Annotated in this window: 16 protein-coding genes and 1 tRNA gene; 7 read left to right on the forward strand and 10 right to left on the reverse strand. The window is 64.3% G+C overall.

The genetic code is table 11. The features are described 5' to 3' along the window. Window positions 1-2: 2 nt before the first annotated feature. From FHS47_RS06850 to FHS47_RS06860, 3 genes are read left to right on the forward strand one after another with little or no spacing between them, the layout of a single operon-like run. A complete protein-coding gene (locus FHS47_RS06850; protein WP_167024800.1) occupies window positions 3-716 on the forward strand; it encodes an HD domain-containing protein in 714 nt (237 codons plus the stop codon). Beyond that, entirely contained in the window at window positions 671-1,393 is a 723-nt protein-coding gene (locus FHS47_RS06855) for an SDR family oxidoreductase (protein WP_167024803.1), read from the forward strand. The genes FHS47_RS06850 and FHS47_RS06855 overlap by 46 nt, the downstream gene beginning before the upstream one ends. A gap of 54 nt (window positions 1,394-1,447) precedes the next feature. Then, window positions 1,448-2,440, forward strand: coding sequence for an NADP-dependent oxidoreductase (locus tag FHS47_RS06860; protein WP_167024806.1), 993 nt, complete (start codon window positions 1,448-1,450; stop codon window positions 2,438-2,440). Here FHS47_RS06860 and FHS47_RS06865 read toward each other — a convergent pair. Further along, window positions 2,437-3,486: a permease gene (locus FHS47_RS06865; RefSeq protein WP_167024809.1), complete on the reverse strand. Its 1,050-nt coding sequence runs from the start codon at window positions 3,484-3,486 to the stop codon at window positions 2,437-2,439. The two genes, FHS47_RS06860 and FHS47_RS06865, sit on opposite strands and share 4 nt — an antisense overlap. Window positions 3,487-3,569: 83 nt before the next feature. Here FHS47_RS06865 and selD point away from each other — a divergent pair, with 83 nt between their 5' ends. After that, a complete protein-coding gene (gene selD, locus FHS47_RS06870) occupies window positions 3,570-4,610 on the forward strand; it encodes a selenide, water dikinase SelD (protein ID WP_167024812.1) in 1,041 nt (346 codons plus the stop codon). A 23-nt stretch (window positions 4,611-4,633) separates the two neighbouring features. On the opposite strand, the gene FHS47_RS06875 is transcribed toward selD, so the two are convergent. The 8 genes from FHS47_RS06875 to FHS47_RS06910 form a co-directional block, all read right to left on the reverse strand. Further along, window positions 4,634-4,729: transfer RNA gene (locus FHS47_RS06875), tRNA-Sec, on the reverse strand. A gap of 11 nt (window positions 4,730-4,740) precedes the next feature. Continuing rightward, window positions 4,741-6,672, reverse strand: a complete 1,932-nt coding sequence (gene selB / locus FHS47_RS06880) for a selenocysteine-specific translation elongation factor (protein ID WP_167024815.1) — start codon at window positions 6,670-6,672, stop codon at window positions 4,741-4,743. Then, on the reverse strand, window positions 6,669-8,078 hold the full coding sequence (gene selA / locus FHS47_RS06885; protein ID WP_167024818.1) for an L-seryl-tRNA(Sec) selenium transferase: 1,410 nt from the start codon (window positions 8,076-8,078) through the stop codon (window positions 6,669-6,671). The genes selB and selA overlap by 4 nt, the downstream gene beginning before the upstream one ends. Window positions 8,079-8,082: 4 nt before the next feature. Beyond that, window positions 8,083-9,015, reverse strand: a complete 933-nt coding sequence (fdhE, locus tag FHS47_RS06890) for a formate dehydrogenase accessory protein FdhE (RefSeq protein ID WP_167024821.1) — start codon at window positions 9,013-9,015, stop codon at window positions 8,083-8,085. Continuing rightward, the gene (locus FHS47_RS06895; RefSeq protein WP_167024824.1) at window positions 9,012-9,671 is read right to left on the reverse strand and encodes a formate dehydrogenase subunit gamma; all 660 of its coding nucleotides are present in this window, start codon (window positions 9,669-9,671) and stop codon (window positions 9,012-9,014) included. The genes fdhE and FHS47_RS06895 overlap by 4 nt, the downstream gene beginning before the upstream one ends. Further along, complete coding sequence (gene fdxH / locus FHS47_RS06900; RefSeq protein ID WP_167024827.1) at window positions 9,668-10,591, reverse strand: formate dehydrogenase subunit beta; 924 nt, start codon at window positions 10,589-10,591, stop codon at window positions 9,668-9,670. The genes FHS47_RS06895 and fdxH overlap by 4 nt, the downstream gene beginning before the upstream one ends. Before the next feature lie 10 nt (window positions 10,592-10,601). Then, window positions 10,602-13,676, reverse strand: a complete 3,075-nt coding sequence (fdnG, locus tag FHS47_RS06905) for a formate dehydrogenase-N subunit alpha (RefSeq protein ID WP_167024830.1) — start codon at window positions 13,674-13,676, stop codon at window positions 10,602-10,604. Between the two features lie 309 nt (window positions 13,677-13,985). After that, window positions 13,986-14,969, reverse strand: coding sequence for an NAD(P)H-quinone oxidoreductase (locus FHS47_RS06910; RefSeq protein WP_167024833.1), 984 nt, complete (start codon window positions 14,967-14,969; stop codon window positions 13,986-13,988). Between the two features lie 167 nt (window positions 14,970-15,136). Between FHS47_RS06910 and FHS47_RS06915 the strand changes: the two genes are divergently transcribed. Next, a complete protein-coding gene (locus FHS47_RS06915; protein ID WP_343203514.1) occupies window positions 15,137-16,159 on the forward strand; it encodes an MBL fold metallo-hydrolase in 1,023 nt (340 codons plus the stop codon). A gap of 92 nt (window positions 16,160-16,251) precedes the next feature. On the opposite strand, the gene FHS47_RS06920 is transcribed toward FHS47_RS06915, so the two are convergent. After that, complete coding sequence (locus tag FHS47_RS06920) at window positions 16,252-17,070, reverse strand: alpha/beta hydrolase (RefSeq protein WP_167024836.1); 819 nt, start codon at window positions 17,068-17,070, stop codon at window positions 16,252-16,254. 355 nt (window positions 17,071-17,425) lie between these two features. Here FHS47_RS06920 and FHS47_RS06925 point away from each other — a divergent pair, with 355 nt between their 5' ends. Next, a complete protein-coding gene (locus tag FHS47_RS06925; protein ID WP_208381828.1) occupies window positions 17,426-18,022 on the forward strand; it encodes a response regulator transcription factor in 597 nt (198 codons plus the stop codon). Window positions 18,023-18,219: 197 nt separating this feature from the next. After that, window positions 18,220-21,207: a sensor histidine kinase gene (locus tag FHS47_RS06930; protein WP_167024842.1), complete on the forward strand. Its 2,988-nt coding sequence runs from the start codon at window positions 18,220-18,222 to the stop codon at window positions 21,205-21,207. Window positions 21,208-21,236: the final 29 nt, after the last annotated feature.

Here is a 21,236-nt window from a genome sequence, read left to right on the forward strand (position 1 = left end):
CCATGTCTACCCCTCAGATCCCGGGCCTCCGTATCCCCGACAGCAGGATAGCCCGCGAAGCCACAGAGCTCGTTCGCGATACGGAGAGCGAGCGGCTTTTCGTCCACTCCATGCGCGTTTACGCATGGGGCGCGCTGGCGGGCGAACGCCAGGGCCTGACTTTCGATCCGGAGCTGCTCTACGTGGGCGCCATGTTCCACGACCTTGGCCTGACCGAGCGCTTCCATGGCAGCGCATTGCGTTTCGAAGTGGACGGCGCGAACGCGGCGCGCGAGTTCCTGCGCGGCCACGGTATTCCGGAGCCGAGCATCGACAAGGTGTGGAGTGCGATCGCGTTCCACACCACGCCCGGCATTCCGCAGTTCATGCACCCGGAGGTGGCGCTGCTGCACCTCGCCGCAGGCATGGATGTGGCCGGCCGTGCCTACGGCCAGTTCACCGACGCCGAACGCGATGCCGTCACGGCCGCCTGGCCGCGCGGAAGCGACTTCGAGCACGCCATGATCGATATCTTCTACGAAGGCCTGAAGCATCGCCCGGACAGCACGTTCGGCACATTCAACGACGACTTCCTCGCCTTCAAGGATCCGACGTTCCGCCGCGGGGACATGTGCAGCATCATGCTGCATTCGGCCTGGGCGGGGCAGGGCAGCATCCAACAGGAGCATCCATGTCTTCCCGTACATTCCTCATCACCGGCGCAAGCAAGGGCATAGGCCGTGCCTTGTCCGATCGGCTGGCCCGGGATGGCCACCGCGTGGTCGGCATCGCGCGGCAGGGCGGCGATCCGGACTTTCCGGGCGAGCTGGTCGCGCTCGATCTTGCAGATCGCGAGGCCACCGAGCGGACCTTGCGCGACTTGAGTTCGCGCCATGCCTTCGATGGCGTGGTCAACAACGTGGCCATGGTGCGCCCGCAGCGCATCGGCGAAATCGATCTGGACGACCTAGACGCCACCCTTGCACTGAATCTCCATCCGGCGGTGCAGGCCGTGCAAGCGCTTCTGCCAGGCATGCGCGAACGCGGATGGGGCCGCATCGTCAACATCTCCAGCCTCACCATCCTGGGGATGATCGAGCGTACGGCCTACGCGGCAGCCAAGAGCGCCATGGTCAGCTTCACCCGCTCATGGGGACTGGAACTGGCGCGCACCGGCATCACGGTCAACGCGGTGGCGCCGGGCCCGACCGAAACCGTGCTGTTCCGCGAGAACAATCCACCGGGGAGCGAGGGGGAGAAGCGTTATCTCGCCTCTGTTCCCATGAATCGGTTCGGCAAGCCGGAGGAACTGGCGGCGGCGATCGCATTCTTCCTGTCGGAGGAGGCGGGGTTCATTACGGGACAGACGCTTTATGTGGATGGCGGAGCTTCGATTGGGAAGTTGGCGTTTTGATGAGACCCGGGTCGAACGCAACTCTATTCGGACAGATCAGCCGGAGATAAAACCATGAAGGCCGCGTGGATCACTGCACCCCGCGCCGGGGACCTTTCGATCAGCGTCGGTGACACCGACGCGCCTGTGCCGACCGAAGGCCAGATTCTGGTCGATGTAGAGACGGTCGGACTCACGTTCAGCGAGCCCACGTGGGCCACCAATGGCAGTCTGCCGTTGCCCGACGGATCTATGCGGCCGTTGCCTGTCATCATCGGGCACGAGTTCGCCGGACGTGTTGCGAGGGTGGGCTCGGCGACATCGGGCTTCGCCGTCGGTGATCGGGTCTTTGGCCTCATCGACTTCTGGCGCAATGGCGCCGCAGCGGAGCAGGCGAACGTGTTGCCTGGCGAAATAACGCACGTGCCCAGCGCCGTGAGTAGCCTCGACGCGTGCACTCTTCCCATCGGGGCGCTTACCGCATGGCAGGCGCTTTTTGATTTCGCTCACTTGAAGAAAGGCGAAACGGTGCTCATCCATGGCGGTGCCGGCGCCGTGGGAACGTTCGCGATCCAGCTTGCGAAGGACGCCGGTGCCCGCGTCATCGCCACCGCCCGAGGCCAGGCCGCAACGGCGCTCTGCCATGCACTGGGCGCCGAGCATGCGATCGATACATCGGCGGAGCGTTTTGAAGACGTCGCCGGCCAGGTGGATGTCATCTTCGATACGGTGGGCCACGAACTGCTCGAACGCAGTTGGTCGTTCTTGCAACGGGGCGGCCGGCTGGTGACCATCTCCGGCGAGGCAGAAGATGCGCCTTCACCCGAGCGCGCAGCGGCGCTGGGCATCGAGGCGCACTGGTTCATCGTCGAGCCGAACCCGAAGCAACTGGATCAGATCGTCAAGAAGGTAGAGGAAGGCCGGATCGTTGTTCAGATCGACCGGTGTTACCCGTTGAGTGATGCTCACAAGGCGTTCGTGGAAGCGGAGAACCGGGCCAGACAGGGGAAGACGATCCTGGTGGTTCGTGAACCGCGGGCGCAATCGAGTGCTATAAACAGGCCCTAAGCCCACAACGCCGCGGCGATTGCCGCGGCGAGTACCCCGAACGACACCACCGCGGCCGCCAGCGACAGCAGCAGGCGCAAGGGTAGGGAGCGTCCCAACATCGCCAGCGACGGCAGGCTGACCGGGGGCAGGGTCATCATCAGGGCGGCAGCCGGAGCCACGCCCATGCCGAGCGTGAGCATCGCCTGGACGATCGGCACTTCGCCTGCCGTGGGAATCACGAACAGCATGCCAGCCAGTGCCAGGGCGAGCACCCAGAACCATTCGTTGCCGATGTCCGGACCGATATGCGGGAACATCCACGCACGCGCCGCGCCCAGCAGGAGCACGATCACCAGGTATTCGGGAATGAGCCGCAGCGTCATGCCGCCGAAGATCCGCATCCAGCGGACCGCGGTCTGGCCCAGCGTGCGGGGCTCGTCTTCCCCCAGCGGCACCTGCACGGTGACGTGGTCGGCGGGCGCGGCGACACGATTCGCCAGCCAGCCGAGGCCGAACACCATCGGCACGCTCAGGGCGAGACGCAACGCGGTCCATTGCCACCCGAGCACGAAACCGGTGAAGACGAGGGTGGCGGGGTTGAGCATGGTGTTCGACAACCAGAAGGCCACCGCCGCGCCCGGCGCGGCATTCTGCCGGCGCAGGCCCACGACGACCGGCGCCGCGCAGCAGGTGCACATCATGCCGGGTATCCCGAGCAACCCGCCGGCCAGCGTGCTGCGGAAGCCGCTGCCCGCGAGTGCGCGGTGCACCGCGCTCGCGGGGACGAGCGCCTGCACGGCCGAGCCGATCAGCAGGCCGAGGATCATGGCCTTCCAGATGGCCTTGCCGTAGGCCAGCGCATAACCGAGGGCCGCGTCCCAGGAGGGCGAGGGCGCCGCATCCGCCGTACCCATGAGGATCGACGAACCGATGGAATGATGGGCTGCCGCGTCGAAGGCACGGCCGTAGTAGGGGTACCACTTCACATAGAACAGCCCCGCCACCACGAGCAGAGCGAAGACCGACCAGCGCATCGTGCGGGAGCTGCGAAGTGCCACACTCATGACCGTCCCCTCGGGAAACATGCGTGCGTTATGCTGCCGCATGAGATGACGACCGCGCTACCTCGCCTTTGGTGGAACCTGCCATGACTTGTGTCCGCTTGACCGAACTTGCCCATGGCGGCGGCTGTGGCTGCAAGCTCGCGCCCTCGGTGCTGCGCGAATTGCTCGCCGATCGCGCCAGGGCCATGCCCTTCTCGCAGCTGCTGGTGGGCACCGAATCGAGCGACGACGCGGCGGTCTGGCAGGTCGACGAGCGCACCTGCGTCATCGCCACCACCGACTTCTTCATGCCGGTGGTCGACGATCCTTACGACTTCGGGCGCATCGCGGCCACGAACGCCCTGTCCGACGTGTACGCCATGGGCGGGAAGCCGATCATGGCTCTCGCGATCCTCGGCATGCCACTCGACAAGCTGGACACGGGCACCGTCCGCCGCATCCTCGAAGGCGGTGAGGCGGTCTGCGCGGAGGCCGGCATCCCGGTGGCGGGAGGCCACTCCATCGATTCGGTCGAGCCGATCTACGGGCTGGCCGCGATCGGCCTGTGCGCGCCTTCCGAGGTTCGGCGCAACACCGGCGCACGCGCCGGCGACGCGCTGATCCTCACCAAGGGCATCGGCGTCGGCGTGTACTCGGCAGCGTTCAAGAAACAGCAACTGCCCGAGGATGCATACGCCGAGATGATCGCCTCGACGACGCTCCTCAATCGCATCGGGCACGAGCTGGCGAAGGACGACGACGTGCATGCGATCACCGATGTCACAGGCTTCGGCCTCCTGGGCCATGCGCTCGAAATGGCGCGTGGCAGCGGTGTACGCATCCGCATCGACGCCGACAGCGTGCCGTGGCTGGCCCGGGCCGAAGCACTGGCGCAGGCCGGCTTCATTACCGGTGCCTCGACGCGCAACTGGAGCAGCTACCGCGACGGCGTCACACTGGACCGCGCGCTTCCCGACTGGCGTCGCCAGTTACTCACCGATCCGCAGACCTCCGGCGGCCTGCTGGTGGCCTGCCGCGCCAATCGCGCCGACGCCCTGCGCGATGCTATCGAGGCGGCCGGCTACGCGCGCGCTTCCATTGTCGGCGCGGTAGTGGAAGGCGACACCGGCGTCACGGTGGCCTGACAAGGCCCGAATGTCGCGATCGATGGCGGAAGAGAATGGGAGTCGAACCCACCCGAAACAGACTGGCTGCCTCACCCGGATTTGAAGTCCGGACGCCCCACCGGGGACGATTCTCTTCCAGAGATGCCGGCTACGGCGGAGTCGGTGCGTAGAGGTCGGCGTAGCGCGCCTGCACACGTCGCGACGTACCGCGTTTGAGCATAACACCCTGGCGTTCGAAGAACTCCAGGATCTGGATGGCCACCTTGCGTCCGCAGTCGAGACGATCGCGGAACGCGGCGGCCCCGAAGAATCCGTCCTGGGCCTCCGCGGATACCTCGAGTGCGATGCCGACCATCTCGTGCATCGTTGCGCGCAGGAAGTAATGATCGTGCGCAACCTCGACAACGGAGCCGAGGCGGCCGACGAAGCGCAACAACTGTCGCACCTCGTCCTCGGGCCGCCGCAACTCGCCGGCGATGTCGCGCACGCGCGGCGGGCGGAAGCGTGCGGGGCCGCCGAGCAGGGGCTCGATGGCGGCCCAGAGCGATTCGCGCGCCGCCCCCATCTGCACGCTGTGGCTGGCCAGGCGCACGAACGCGCCGTCGCGGACGACGGCACCGACGAGGTCGTCATGCTGCAGCGCCATGGCCAAGGCGGCTGCCGGAAGACGGGGCACGACGGAAACGCGTAACTTCTCGCGGGCCAGGCCGGGCAGGTCGGGGTGCGCGGCATGGAAGGCGACGAGACGCTCCACGACGGCCGTCACGAAGTGGCGCCACGCGGCATCGCTGAGCACGATGCGCTCAGCGCCCGTGACGAACATGTGCGCCATCGGCGGTAGCAGAGCATCGCGTGCTTCCGCCGACAGCGCGCGATCGCGCGCGAACGCATCGACGTCACGGGCGTAAGGCGGCGTGTCCAGCAGCGCCGCGAAGGCGGCCCGTGGGTCGTGGTGCGACAGGGCCGCGCGCTCTGCGACACGCTCGGGTTTGCGGCGTTGCCGCTCCGGCGCGCGCAGGTCGATGAAATGGCCTCCGCCGATCGTGCGCCGGGCGGACACGTCGCGCAGCACGAAACGGTCGAAGGCCGCCGCGGCGATCGGGCGGTCGAGCACCAGTTGCACGTCTGCCGCCTGACCTGGGCGCAACTGCTCGCCTTCGAGCGGCACGACGCGCACGCCTACCTCCGTCGCGCCATGGTGCAGTCGCGCGGGGAACCAGGCGGCGATGGCCTTCGATTCGGACGGCAGCAGCGTCATGCGCGCGTCGATGCGATCGGCCGGTGCGTGCAGCGCCGGGTCCACGATCATGTCGCCGCGCTGAATCGCGTCCTTCGTCACCCCGTCGCCCGCCAGGTTGAGCGCGCAGCGGTCGCCCGCGCGTCCGATGTCGACCTGGCGGTTCTGGGCGTGGATGGAGCGCACCCGTGCCGCGATGCCGGAGGGGCTGATCGTCACCGAATCCTTGAGACGCACGCTGCCCGACAGCACCGTGCCCGTGACGACGACGCCGATGCCGGGCAGGGTGAAGACGCGGTCCACCGCCATGCGGAAGCGCCCGTCCTCCCGGCGCTCGCTGAGGACTCCGGCCTCGGCGATCAGTCGAGCGCGCAGCGCGTCGATGCCTGCGCCGGTGGCCGACGACACCGGGACGATGTCGGCACCGGCGAGCACCGTGCCGCGACACGCTTCGCGAATATCGTTCGCGACGGCGGCGAGGCGCTCGGGCGGCACCAGGTCGGCTTTCGTCAGCGCGATGAGACCGCGTTGCGTGCCGAGCAGGTCGACGATCGCCAGGTGTTCCAGTGTCTGCGGCATCACGCCGTCGTCGGCGGCGACGACCAGCAGCGCGAAGTCGATGCCGCTGGCACCGGCGACCATGGTGTGCACGAAGCGTTCGTGCCCGGGTACATCGACGAAGCTCAGCGTCGGCCCGTCGTCGACCGGCAGGTATGCGAAGCCGAGGTCGATGGTGATGCCACGCGCCTTTTCCTCCTTCAGGCGGTCGGTGTCGACACCGGTGAGTGTGCGGACCAGCGACGTCTTGCCGTGGTCGATGTGCCCCGCGGTACCGACGATCACGGGTGCCCCGCGCTCCCGGCGGCGAGAGCGTCGAGGAGGGCCGCTTCGTCGCCGGCGTCGAGGCAGCGCAGGTCGAGGTGCAGGGCACCGTCGGCGATGCGACCGATCACGGGTCGAGGCACGGCGCGGAGGCGCGCCGCGAATTGCTCCAGCGCCGTCTGGCTGCCCCGCGCGCGGATGCGGAGGGCCGTGCTCTGCAGGGTGTCGAGCGGCAGTGCGCCCGAGCCGATCTGGCTGAGGCACGGGACGACGTCGACGTCGAACGAGGCACCGAGCCGCGCCGCGACATCGGGCAGCAGGCGCTCGGCTTGGGCGTGGATGGCCGCGGTCTCGCGGGAGAGGTAGCGCAGGGTCGGCAGGCGATCGCCCAGGCGGTCGGGGTCGCGGTACAGCCGCAGCGTCGCTTCGATGGCGGCCAGCCGCATCTTGTCGACGCGCAGCGCACGCTTGAGCGGGTTGCGGTTGATCTGCGCGATCAGTGCCGCGTCGCCGACGATGAACCCGGCCTGCGGGCCGCCAAGCAGCTTGTCGCCGGAGAACGTGACCAGGCGCGCGCCCTCCGCGACCGCCTCGCGCACCGTGGGCTCCTTCGCGAGGCCGTGGCGCGACAGGTCGACCAGGCTGCCCGAGCCCAGGTCGTTGAGCAGCGGCACGCCGGCTTCGTCGGCGATGGCGGCGAGTTCGCGGGCGTCGACCCCGGCGGTGAAGCCCTGGATCCGGTAGTTCGACGTGTGCACCTTCAGCACGAGGCCCGTGCGCTCGTTCAGCGCGTTTCGGTAGTCGGCCGCGTGCGTGCGGTTCGTTGTGCCGACTTCCACCATGTCCGCGCCGGCGCGCGCCATGATGTCGGGCATGCGGAACGCGCCGCCGATCTCGATGAGCTCGCCCCGGGACACCACGGCCTCACGACGCAGTGCAAAGGTGTTGAGGCAGAGCAGCACGGCCGCGGCATTGTTGTTGACGACGGTGGCGTCTTCCGCCCCCGTCAGCTCGCGCAACAGGTTCCGCACGTGGTCGTCGCGCTCGCCGCGCGAGCCGGTATCGAGGGAGTACTCGAGCGACACCGGGTGGCGCATGGCCTGCACGGCAGCGTCGACCGCCGCGTCGGCAAGCTGCGCCCGCCCGAGGTTGGTGTGCAGCACGGTGCCGGTCAGGTTGAACACGATGCGTAAGGAGGTACGCCGCGCGGCCAGTTTTTCGCCGGCTTCGCGCGCTATGCCGGCGGCCGTCGGCACCGGCCGGGCCTCGCGCGCCATGGCGATGCGGATGCCGGCGAGCACATCGCGGATAGCATCCGTGACGATCGGGCGGCCGTGCGCTTCCACGAGTTCAGCCGCCTCGGGCGTGGCGAGCACGGTGGCGACGGCGGGGATCTGGCGGAGGAGGGCGGTGTCGGGTTCGGCCATGGGCTCAGGTTGGCGAGAGCAGCAGCGGATTCGGTGCGTGCCTCGAGTATCCCGCTTCGGCGACCAGCAGGTCGAGTCCGAGCGAGGCCAGGTCGTCCGCGTACGGGTCGACCTTCATGTCGCGCAACTGATAAAGCAGCTTGCTGTACGTATGGCAGTCGCCGCAGGTTTCCACCTTGACGGTCTCCGGTGCGCCTTCGATGCCCTGCACGGACAGCTTGCGGGTGCCACCGCAATGCAGGCACACGGCGCGTACGTGGTTCCACGAGGTGGAGCAGAGCGAGCAGTACAGGTAGCGGGTACCGGGCGTCGTGCCGCTGGCGGTGATCAGCCCCGCGACCGACGGCGAGCCGCAACACGGGCACAGCGCGCGTTCCTCCAGCAGCCGCAGTTCGGCCACGGGAAGCCGCGCGGCCGAACCCGTGAAGTACACCTGCAGGGCCGCGGCGACGAAGACGGCCGCCGCGGCTTCGTCCGCCGGCACGCGGCCGCGCAGGAAGCGGTCGGCACGCTTTTCAAGAGCGTCGGCGTCGTCCGCGCGCAGCGCTGCGATGGCTTCACGCGCCGGATCTGGAAGGCCCGGTGCGTCCACATGGTCGAGCAGGGCGGCCAGACCCTCGCGCCAGGCCTGGTCGCGCCGGTGGCCGTCGGCGGCGAGCGGCGGCAGGCGGGCCTCGACGGCCTGGGCGAGCGCCGCCGGTGCCACGGACGCGTGGGGCTCCTGCATGGCCGCGACCGCGTGCTGTGCGTGCGAAAGCGCGGCCATGAAACGCAGCCACGCCTCCATCGGATGGCCATCAGCCAGTGTCTGCAGACGGTCCCCGCTGGACGCGAACCGCGCGAGTGGATCCGGCAGGACGATCGGGTCCGGCGCCTTCACGCCGGCATGCGAGGGGCCTGACCATGTCGCGTTCGGCGGGGCTTCGGCTTGCTTCACGGATTCTTCCTGGGTTCGGTTTTCACCCGCTGGCCCGACGCCAGCTGGTAAAACCACTTGCGATGATGGTGCCACGCCCAGCCGGGCGTGACGTAACCCTGCGTCATGCTGCGCACCGACCCGCGGATCCAGATGGCCGCATAGACGTGCACGATCCAGACGAGGATCGCGGTGATCGCGGCAAGGCTGTGCACCAGCACCGCCACGCGCTGCACGGGGATCGACGTCGCTTCGCCGAAGTACACCTGCCAGATCAGCAGGCCCGAGACGAACAGGGTAGGGATGAGCAGCGTCATCGCCCAGAACACCGCCTTCTGGCCGCTGTTGTTGCGGCCGACCGGCGGCACGTGCTCGTCGTCGTTCTTCACCACGCTGACGATGGCCTTCGACCAGGCGGCGTCGTCGCGGTTGAAGAAGTTGTTTCGCCAGAACTGCACGAACATGCCGATCCAGCTCACCAGCAGCCCCACGCCGAACCACGGGTGGGCGGCGCGCGCCCACTGGCCGCTGCCGAACAGGTTCGACAGGAAGAAGAAGTATGGGTGGAAGAACGACAGGCCGGACAGCACCAGCAGCAGGAACAGCCCCGCGTTGATCCAGTGGTTAACGCGGTTGGCGGTGGTGTAACGGGTGAAGGCACGTTGCGGACGGGTCATGACGACTTCTCCTCTTCTTCCTTCATCTCGCGCAGGAGGCGATCGGCCTCGAGTTCGTCTTCTTCCTGCACCTCGTTCGGGCCGACGGTAACCCAGTGGAAGAAGCCGAAGACGGCGGCTGCGGCGATGCCGAAGACGGCAAGCGGCTTGATGGCGCCTTTCCACACCTGCACCAGTGGGCTGATGCGCGGCTTGTCGGGCAGGCCAGAGTAGAGCGACGGCTTGTCGGCGTGGTGCAGCACGTACATGACGTGCGTGCCGCCGACTTCCGGCGGGTCGTACAGGCCGGCCTTCTCGAAGCCGCGGGACTTCAGATCCTCGATGCGCTCGCCGGCCCAGTCCGTCATGTCGGTCTTGGAACCGAACATGATCGCGCCGGTGGGGCACGCTTTCACGCAGGCCGGCTCGAGGCCGACCGACACGCGATCGGAGCACAGCGTGCACTTGTACGCCTTGTGATCCACCTTGCTGATGCGCGGGACGTCGAACGGGCAACCCTTCACGCAGTAGCCGCAACCGATGCACTTGTCGCTGATGAAGTCGACGATGCCGTTGGCGTACTGGACGATGGCACCGGGCGCCGGGCAGGCCTTCAGGCAGCCCGGGTCTTCGCAGTGCATGCAGCCGTCCTTGCGTATCAGCCACTCCAGGTTGCCCTGTTCGTTCTCGTACTCCGCGAACTTCATCAGGGTCCAGACGCTGGGCCCGAGGTCGGCCGGGTTCTCGTACGAGCCTTCGAAATGGCCGATTTCCGGGCGCAGGTCGTTCCACTCCATGCACGCAGACTGGCACGCCTTGCAGCCGATGCAGCGGCTGACATCGATCAGCTTGGCAACCTGGTCTTCATGGCTGCGGGCCGCGGGAGGCGTGATGGTCGTCGCCGAGCGCCGGACATAATCTTGCGATTGCAGGTCTGACATGTCGTGGGCCTCAGGCAGCGACCGGTGCGGTGGTCTTCTCGACGTTGACGAGGAACGCCTTGAACTCCGGCGTCTGTGTGTTGGCGTCGCCGACCGACGGCGTGAGCGTGTTGGCGCCGTAGCCCTTGCGCGCCTGGCCGGTGAAGCCCCAGTGCAGCGGCACGCCGATGACGTGGGTGGGCTTGCCGTCGACGGTGAGCGGCTTGATGCGCTTGGTCACATAGGCCTTGCACACCACCTCGCCCCGCTTCGACGACACCTTGACCCAGCCGCCTTGCTCGATGCCCTTTTCCTTCGCGAGCGCCTCGCCGATCTCGACGAATTCCTCCGGCTGGAGGATCGCGTTGATCAGCGCGTGCTTGGTCCAGAAATGGAAGTGCTCGGTCAGGCGGTACGTGGTGGCCACGAACGGGAAATCTTCGCGCTTGCCGAAGTTGGCCCGATCGTCGGCGAAGACGCGCGCCACCGGGTTATGGGCGACCTTCGGGTGAAGCACGTTGTCGACCGGCGATTCCATGGGCTCGTAATGCTCGGGGAACGGGCCATCGGCCATGAGGTCGCGGGCGAACAGGCGTCCCATGCCTTCCGCGTTCATGATGAAGGGGCCCACGCCGTCGGTGGGTTTCACGGTGGGGCCGTAGTCGGGCACGTCGAGACCGACCCAGCGCGTGCCGTTCCACTCGATGATCGGCTTCTTCGGGTTCCATGCCTTGCCGTTGAGGTCGGCGCTGGCGCGGTTGTAGAGGATGCGTCGGTTCGCCGGCCACGCCCATGCCCAGTTCGGCGCGATGCCCTGCTCACGTGGGTCGGTGGCATCGCGGCGGGCCATCATGTTGCCCTTCTCGGTGAACGATCCGGTGAAGATCCAGCAGCCCGCCGAGGTGCTGCCGTCGTCGCGAAGCTGCGCGAACGAATCCAACAGCGTGCCGCCCTTCGTAACCGCACCCGTGGTGGCGTCGGTCAGGTCGGTGAGCGCACGGCCGTTCATCTCCTTGGCGAGCTCTTCCGGATCGGGCGCCCGCGGGTCGGTGTACTTCCAGGTGAGGTTGAGGATCGGGTCCGGGAACGCGCCGCCCTCCTTGCGGTACAGCTCGCGCAGCCGCTGGAAGATGCCGGTCATGATCCAGATGTCGGACTTCGCGATGCCCGGGGCCTCGGCCGCCTTCCAGTGCCACTGCAGCCAGCGCGCGGAGTTGACGAGCGAGCCGCTCTCCTCGGCGAAGCAGGTGGTGGGCAACTGGAAGACCTCGGTCTGGATCTCGGACGGCTTTGCCGGGTTCTGCGGACCGAAGTCCTGCCAGAAACGCGAGGTCTCGGTGTCCAGCGGATCCATCGTGACCAGGAACTTCAGCTTGCTCAGCCCACGGCGGATCTTGCCGCGATCCGGGAACGCCTGCAGGGGGTTGAAGCCCTGGCAGATGTATCCGGTCAGCTCGCCGTTGTTCATCATCTCGAACGCCTTGATGATGTCGTACAGCGGGACGTCGAGCTTCGGCAGCCAGTCGTAAGCCCAGTTGTTCTCGGCTGTCGCCGCGTCTCCGTAGAGCGCCTTCTGCAGGCTGACCACGAACTTGCGGTAGTTCTGCCAGTAGCTGGTCTGTCCGTCGCGCAACGGCTTGAAGAGGCGGGTCTTCATATAGTCGTCGAACGTCGTCTCACGATCGTTCGGCAGCGTGAGGTAGCCCGGCATCTGGTTCGACAACAGGCCCACGTCGGTAAGGCCCTGGATGTTCGAATGGCCACGCAACGCATTCATGCCGCCACCCGCCACGCCGATGTTGCCCAGCAGCAGCTGCACCATCGCCATGGCGCGGATGTTCTGCGCACCGACGGTGTGCTGCGTCCAGCCCAAGGCGAACAGGCTGGTCATCGCCTTGTCCGGCGCCGCCGTGGCCGCGATCAGCTCGCAGATGTGCAGGAACTTGTCCTGTGGCGTGCCGCAGATGCGCGAGACCATCTCCGGCGTGTACCGGGCGACATGCTGCTTCAGCAGGTTGATGACGCAGCGTGGGTCCTGCCAGGTGTCGTCGGACTTCGCGAAGCCCTTTTCATCGAGCTCGTAATCCCAGGTCGAGCGGTCATAGCCGTGGCGCCCTTCGTCATAGCCGCTGAACAGGCCGTCCTGGAAGGCGAAACCCTCGCGCACGATGAGGCTGGCGTTCGTGTACGAACGCACGTATTCGTGCTGGATGGCGTCCTTTTCCAGGAGGTACCGCATCAGCCCGCTGAGGAACGCGATGTCGGTGCCCGGCCGGATGGGGGCGTAGTAATCGGCGACCGAGGCCGTGCGCGTGAAGCGCGGGTCGACCACGACCAGCTTCGCGCCGTTCTCGATCTTGGCTTCGATGACCCATTTGAAACCGCACGGATGCGCCTCGGCGGCATTGCCGCCCATGACGATCACCAGATTGGCGTTACGGATGTCCTGCCAGGTGTTGGTCATCGCACCGCGACCGAATGATGGGGCCAAACTGGCCACCGTCGGTCCGTGTCAGACGCGCGCCTGGTTGTCGAACACCACCATGCCGAGGGAGCGGGCAACCTTCCAGGTGAGGAAGGACGTTTCGCTGGAGGACGCCGAGGCGGCCAGCATGCCGATGCTGGTCCAGCGGTTCACCGTGGTGCCTGCGGCATTCGTCGCCTGGAAGTGCTTGTCGCGGTCGTCCTTCATCAGGCGCGCGATGCGGTCGAGCGCGAAATCCCACGACACTTCCTTGAACTCGGCCGAGCCGGGCTCGCGGTAGCGTGGCGCCTTCAGGCGGGTGGGGGCGTGCACGATATCGAGCAGCGCCGAGCCCTTCGGGCAGAGGGTGCCGCGATTGACCGGATGGTCGGGGTCGCCCTCGATGTGGATGATGTTCGACACCGCATTCTTCGCACGGTCGCCCATGCTGTAGATGAGGATGCCGCATGCCACCGAGCAGTACGTGCAGGTGTTGCGCGTCTCGGTGGCGTGGGTGAGCTTGAACGGCCTGACCGCTGCCGCCTGGGCCACGCCGGCCGCGCCGAAGCCGAGCATGCCGAGGCTGGATGCGGCGAGGCCTAAGCCTGTGAACTTGATGAACTCTCGGCGGGTCATGGTCATCGCACGAGCTCCCGGGAATCTTGGCTGGACGAACCGCCAGGTGGAACTGACGGCAGTTGGCTTGACGTTGCTCCCTGAATACCCCGCCTTCACGGAGTGTTCGCGGAAACGCTAGCACGACTCTCCGCGCCGGTCGATGACGTTTCTGCGCTTTTGGGGTTCGACTTTTGGGTGGGGGAGGTGGCCAGTCCGCGTGGAGACCGCCATCGCGGCGTACTGCGCTAGCCATGCAAGCCGCGGCTACGACGGCGCAGGGCCTGGGGTGAGAGCCCATAGATGCGCAGGCAGGCTCGCCGCATGCGCTCCATCTCAACCGCTCGTGAGGACGATCTTCCCGATGGACTGATTGGTCTCCATGCGCCGATGGGCCTCGGCGGCGTCTTCCAGTGGAAAAACGCTGTCGATGACCGGCACCAGCGTGCCGTCGGCGAATCGCTCGAGCCATTGGTCTCGGAAGCGCTTCACCATCGCCTGCTTCGCTTCCTGGGTCCGGGATTTCATCACCGTTCCGAGTATTTGCAGGTGACGATAGATCACGCGCTCGAGATCCACCGCGGCGCCTTCGCCACCACCAAGCAGGCCCACCTGGACCAGCCGGCCGCCGTAGTTCAGACACTCGATGTTGCGAGCGAAGTAGGGTGCCCCGACGAAGTCGACGATGACGTCGACGCCGGTGCCGTTCGTCTCGCCATGAACCACTTCGACAAAATCCCTGTGCTTGTAATCTATGGGTGTATCGGCACCCAGTGCACTGACACGCTCGAGTTTGCCGCCGTCGGCAGTGGCGAAGACCCGGGCGCCAAGGGCATGGGCCAGTTGCACGGCGGCGGAGCCCACACCGCCGGCGGCGGCATGGATCAGCACACTTTCGTCTGGCTTGAGGCGCCCCAGGTTGAACAGCGCTTCGTGGGCTGTGACGAACACTTCCGGTATGGCGGCCGCGCGGGTGTAATCCAGGCCATGAGGGATGGGCATGGCCATGCGATAGTCGAGGCGTGCAAGCTCGGCGTATGCGCCACCGCCGGTGATGCCCATGATGCGATCGCCGACCGCGAAACCCTTGACGCCATCGCCGACGGCGACGACCTCTCCTGCGACCTCCAGACCGATGAGCCGCGAGTCGCCGAAATCCGGCCGCCCGTAGTGCCCGGTACGCAAGAGCAGGTCGGCCCGATTGACGCCGGCTGCATGCACGCGGACGAGAAGATCGTTCTGACGTACCTCCGGCGGATCGACCTCTACGAGTTTCAGCACGTCAGGGTCGCCGAAGGCGGTGAAATCGATGGCTTTCATTCTGTATCCGGAAATGCGGGTGAGGGCACGCTCTGAATCGCAGAAATGAAGCGAGCCACAGAGGGCAACGGCACAGTCCTGGTAATTACTGTACTAATGAGTTTACTTTCTAGCGAGATCGCCCTAGACTGAAAGCGACGTTGTCACCATCACCAGGAATTTCAAGCGTGACCACCCTAACCACACGAGTGCCGGGCTACGCCGGCTCGCCGCAATACCGCGACGGCCGCTTCCATAACCCCATTCCACGTCCTTCTATGGGCTGGTGGGCCGGGTTGAAGCTGACGCTGTCCTTTTTCTTCTCCAAGCCGAAGGGAACCGTTCCCGACCGCCCCATACCCGTGCGTTCCCTGACGCGCGCGCAACTGGATGCGGCACCCGATCGAAGCCTCTACCGGCTCGGGCACTCCACCGTTCTCCTGAAATTGCGCGGACGATACTGGCTCACCGATCCGGTGTTCTCGGAGCGGGCTTCCCCGGTGCAATGGGCTGGCCCGGCACGATTCCATGCCCCACCGATCGACATCGACGAATTGCCGCCACTGGCTGGCGTCATCCTGTCGCACAACCATTACGACCACCTCGACCGCGATGCCGTCACCCGCCTGGCTGCGAAGACGGAATGCTTCCTTACCCCGCTGGGCGTCGGTGACCAGCTCGTGGGGTGGGGCATCGATCCGGACAAGGTGGAACAACGCGACTGGTGGCAGTCGGCCGATCTCGACGGGCTTCGATGCACCGCCACGCCGGCCCAGCATTTCTCAGGGCGCGGACTGGGCGATGGCGACAGCAGCCTTTGGGCTTCATGGGTCATCCAAGACAGGGACTTCCGCCTGTTCTTCAGCGGCGACTCCGGATACTTCGATGGCTTCAAGGCTATCGGGGACGCGTTCGGTCCATTCGATATCACGCTCATGGAAACCGGTGCCTACGACCGGCGCTGGGCCTTCGTACACATGCATCCGGAAGAGACCTTGCAGGCTCACGTCGACCTGCGCGGGCGCTGGTTGTTACCGATCCATAACGGCACGTTCGACCTGGCCATGCACGAATGGCACGAACCGTTCGAGCGAATCGCGGCGCTGGCGGCTGCCCGTGGTGTGTCGCTGATCACGCCGGAAATGGGTGAGCGGGTGCATCTGGAATCGCCGCAAGGCGGGTCGGCTTGGTGGCGTTCGGTCGTGGAATGAGCGGCTTGGGCCGATCCTAGCGGAGCGAACGCGTAGGGGAGTGGCGCCCCGGTGGAGAGCGCCACTCGATTCCACGTCTGGCTAGCTCACTGTCAGGATTTGACGAACTCGAGGAGATCGGGATTGAGGACGTCCGCGTGGGTCGTCAGCATGCCATGAGGAAAGCCGGGGTATGCCTTCAGCTTACCGTTCACGAGCAGGTCGACCGCGCGTGGCACCGAACTGGCGAACGGGACGATCTGGTCGCCTTCGCCATGCATGACCAAGACAGGCACACTGATCCTCTTCAGATCTTCGGTGTAATCCTCCAGCCAAGAGGAGACGGTCTCGTAGTGGGCCTGGGCGCTGCCGGCCATGGCCTGACGCCACCAATTCGCGATCACCGCTTCAGATGGAGTGGCATCCGGGCGGTTGAATCCGTAGAAGGGGCCCTCTGGTACTGCCCGGTAGAATTCAGACCGATTTCCCAGCACCCCTGACTTAACCGCTTCGAACCACTCCGCGGGCTGACCGGCTGGATTCGTACCGCTTTTCACCATGTTTGGCGTCAACGAGGCCACAAGCACTGCCTTGGCGACCCGATCTTGGTGACGAGCGACGTAGCGGGCCACCTCGCCACCACCGGTGGAATGCCCGATGTGGATCGCGTTGCGGATACCGAGGTGCTCGGTTAATGCAGCGAGGTCGGCTACCCAGTGGTCCATGTCGTTGCCGAAGCTGACTTGGTCGGACCGACCATGGCCGCGGCGGTCATGGGCAATCACCCGGTAACCGTGCTGAAGGAAAAACATCATCTGAGCGTCCCAGTCGTCGGCCGACAGGGGCCAGCCATGGCTGAAGACGATCGGTTGGCCCGTTCCCCAGTCTTTGTAGTAGATTTTTACGCCATCCGGAGTCGTGATCGTAGGCATCGTTGGTACCTCCTAGCAAGAAATTGATCGAAGTGTTGGGGCTCCGCGAAACATTGAGAGTGCCGCCGGCGGCAGATGGGAATATCACCCCAATGCAAACCTCACTGGAATCACCCGAAAGTGTCGTCGTTACGGTTTCACAGCATCCGCAGCAAACCTCCCTGGAAAGGGTGGTTAGCTAGAACAACAGCACTTTTCGTTATGAAGTAGCTCTTAATTTCACCCGGAAGGGTGATTGCCGACCAGGCGCCTTGCCTTCCAAATAGCCGGTACAGCACTAGGTCGACAGGTTCCCCGCAACCATTTTCTTAATGGACGAGTATTGGACAGCGATAGCCCGATTCGGGTCCTAATCGTGGATGATCACCCGATGATGCGGGACGGGCTGCGTTCCACCATTGAACTCGAAGACGACATGCGCGTGATCGGCGAAGCCGCTGATGGCGCACAAGCCATCGAGATGCACGCGGCCCTACGCCCCGACGTCACACTGCTCGACCTCCAAATGCCCAACGTCGATGGGCTGCAGGCGCTCACGGTGATTCGCAAGTCCGAGCCGAACGCGTCAGTTGTGGTTTTCACGATCTATCCAGGCGACGCGCGAGTCACGCAAGCTTTGACGTTGGGCGCGACTTCTTATCTACTCAAATCAGCCAGTAGCGAAGAAATCATACGCGCCATTCGAGAAGCTGGTTCAGGGCGACAAGTCATCGCACGGGAAATCAGCTCCGAGCTTGCGACCTATCACGGATCAGCTGTCCTCACCGTGCGGGAATTGACGGTGCTTCGCCTCGTCAAGGAAGGAATGTCCAATCGCCTCATCGCCGAATCCCTCTTCATTGCCGAGGACACGGTGAAGTCTCACATGAAGAGCATACTGTCCAAACTTGGTGCATCCGATCGTACCCATGCTGTAACCATTGCCGAGCGCCGCGGTTTTATCGATCCATAGGTTTTCTGGTGGCTTCCGCTGTTACTGGATTGCAAGACCAGCGACGCTACGCGCGGCGAGCCCTTGCCATCGTCACGCGCACGGGCAGAGGCGTCTGGCGTAAGGTAAATACGACCTTCGGCTCACGCATCCATGTGCTTGCAAGGCCGGAATATCAAAGGGTTGTGGACTTAACGTCTCAGCGGGGACGAAACTACATGACGCTTGCAATCCGCATCGCAGTTCTAGCTGTTTGCGTCCTCGTGCTGATGCCCGCAATCGTCCTCGCACAGAACGACGATCAGCAGCTCGATGGCTTCACGCGGACAGTGTTCTCACAACAGGACGGGGCATTTGGCCATATATCCGGCATGGCTCAGACCCCGGATGGTTGGATATGGCTCGCAGAGAGAAGCCATCTTTACCGATTCGACGGCATTTTGCCGGAGTTGGTTGAGATTCCGACGCCGGATACTTCTGACATCGGTACAATTTTTGCCACAAATTCTGGCGACTTGTGGCTATCGTTCGGGTCTGGCCGCACCATCGTCTTGCCCGCAGGGGATGTTCATCAAGCGCGGACGGTGCCAAAAAAGGACGCATCGGAACTGAAGCGTTTCCAGGAAGACGGCCTCGGTCGTATATGGTCGTTTTCATACAACGCCGTTTATGAAACCACCGGTGACGAGTGGCATCAGATCGGAAAGGGCGCCGGCCTTGACGCGGATCACTTCTATTCGATCCTCCTGGATACCGATGGAACCCTCTGGGTCTTGAGCAATAAAGGAGTATTTACGCTCGCGGAGGGGCGTGCGAAATTCGAAAGCGCTAAGTTCAGTGCCACCTGGATTACCCCTCGCGCAAACGAGGCAGACAACCATGCTCTTCGCATTTACGGAAATGTCTACCTTAGCATCGTCATCGCGATGGCCGGGAAGAAGGAAGTACCTAGTTTTTGCGGCTCGCGGCTTAGGGTGTTGCGTGATACGCGCGACGGGTTCTGGTTAATGAGTTCTGCTAGCGGGGTACGGCGAGCTTCGTCACCGAATCCCCAGGATCTTTTCGCGCTCGGTGCGTCTCTCGAAAAAAATATAAGCCCCGCGCCTTCTGTCTGGACGAAGATGTCATCCTCTAGCGCAGGAGGAGGTTTTGAAGATCGCCAGGGTAACGTCTGGGTAGTAACGCGTACAGGGCTGGAATTGTTTCGACCGAATGTTGCAGCTCGCCTGAAGTTGCCGCGCGGCGACTATGCATACTCAATGCTACCGGACCATGATGCATCGATCTGGTTTGGGACGGCCCAATCCGTGCATCCGTACCGATGGTGGCACGTGGCCTCGACGATCAAGCCGGCGAGAGGCTACGACCTCGATACCACCGCAGCCTATCGCGATATCGACGATAGCGTCTTGCTGGGTTCGGGCGGCGGTCTTCTGCGTCGTTTCAACCATGGGAAATTTGAGCCCGTGAGCCCGCAACCTCCTGGCTCTGGCCAAGGGGACGACGTGATCGCCATGGCACGGGACGGGCAAGGAAAGCTGTGGGTTTCCATCCTCCGTCGCCCCATTGCGAGGCTTGATAAAGACGGTTGGCTTGTCAAAGGCGGGTTTGACCAGCTCCCCGACAAGGGCAATCGGCGCGCCGTAACCGATGCACGTGGAAGATTGTGGCTTAGCTATCCGCATGAAGTATTCGTCCTCGATGGGCAGCATCTGACACGCTATTCCAGGGATGAAGGGATGGATATAACTAATGTGGGTGACATCATCCCGGACGGCATGACGTTGTTGGGAGGAGCCGACGGATTGGCCGCGTTTGATGGCCGCCAATTTCGTCGCATCTTTGCACTAGACTCATCCGTTCTTACCAATATCAACGGTATGACGCGACTCGGGGACGGATCAGTCTGGCTTTATGGCCAAAAGGGTGTAGTTCGCATCGGTGCTGGGGAGATAGAGCATGCTTTAAAAAATCCGCAATACAGGATCGCGATACGCGTCTTCGACGATCGCGACGGTGTGCCCGGTGCGGCTCAGAACGCCTATCCCAATCCTTCCCTTGTCCAGGGAGCCGATGGACGTTTGTGGCTGGCCGGTGATAATGGTCTAGCATGGATCGACCCGGAGAAACTCCCAGCCGCGCGCGAGCCCAAGGTCGTCATTCGATCCATCATGGTCGGCAGTAAGTCTTATCGCCCGGATTCGGCACTTGCTCTGGCGCCCGGGACGCGCGACATCCAGATTGACTATACGGCCCTTGGCTTGGGTGACGCGACGCGATCCCGCTTCCGTTATCAGCTAATTGGCGTCGACAAGGACTGGCAGGACGCCGGCGGTCGCAGACAGGCGTTCTACACCAATCTCGGTCCAGGTTCGTACCACTTCCGAGTCGAGGCACTAAACGAGAACAATACATGGAATGAGACCGCTGACACTGTCCGTTTCGCCATCGAGCCTAAGTTCCATCAAACCACATGGTTCTTCGTTTTGTGCGCCGTTGTTGTCATTGCGCTGCTGTGGGTGGGCTATCTCTATCGTCTACGCCAAGTAACCAAAGGCTTGATGCGACGACTGGAAGAACGTCATGCGGAACGCGACCGCATCGCACGCGAGTTGCATGACACCTATCTACAGACGACTCACGGCCTTGTTCTCAAGATGCACGCCGTCAGTCGTGAACTTCCTGACGGAAATTCAAAGAAAAGAATCTTAAGCGCGCTGGAGCTCGCACGCGCGGCTTTGGCTGAAGGGCGTGGCCGCGTTTATGCGCTAAGGGCCGGCCCGATGAAAGACCTGGACTTGGCTGTCGCGTTCAGGGCCATCGCGCAGGAGTTCGCGGGCGATCCCGTGCCCAACTTCATTGTGTCATCGAGCGGCACAAATAGGGCGGTCGATCCATTGGTCATCGATGAGCTCTACGCAAGCGGTAGAGAAGCCGTTATCAACGCGTTCAATCATGCCTCGGCAAATACCGTTCGTGTCGATCTTCGCTACGAAAAGAGGGGCGTCCGTGTTGAAATCACCGACGATGGCAAGGGAATAGAGCTCCAAGTCGTCGAAGATAAAGGCATCTCGGGTCACTGGGGAATTCGCGGCATGTACGAACGCATGGATCGTGTTGGCGGAATGTGCGAAATCGAAGGCAATACGGCTACCGGGACAAAAGTCACTCTATTTGTGCCGCGGCGGAGGGCGTACAGGCACTGATCATCGCAGGGGAGGGCACGCTGATTAGT

The organism is Luteibacter sp. SG786 (assembly GCF_011759605.1).
Lineage (GTDB): Bacteria > Pseudomonadota > Gammaproteobacteria > Xanthomonadales > Rhodanobacteraceae > Luteibacter.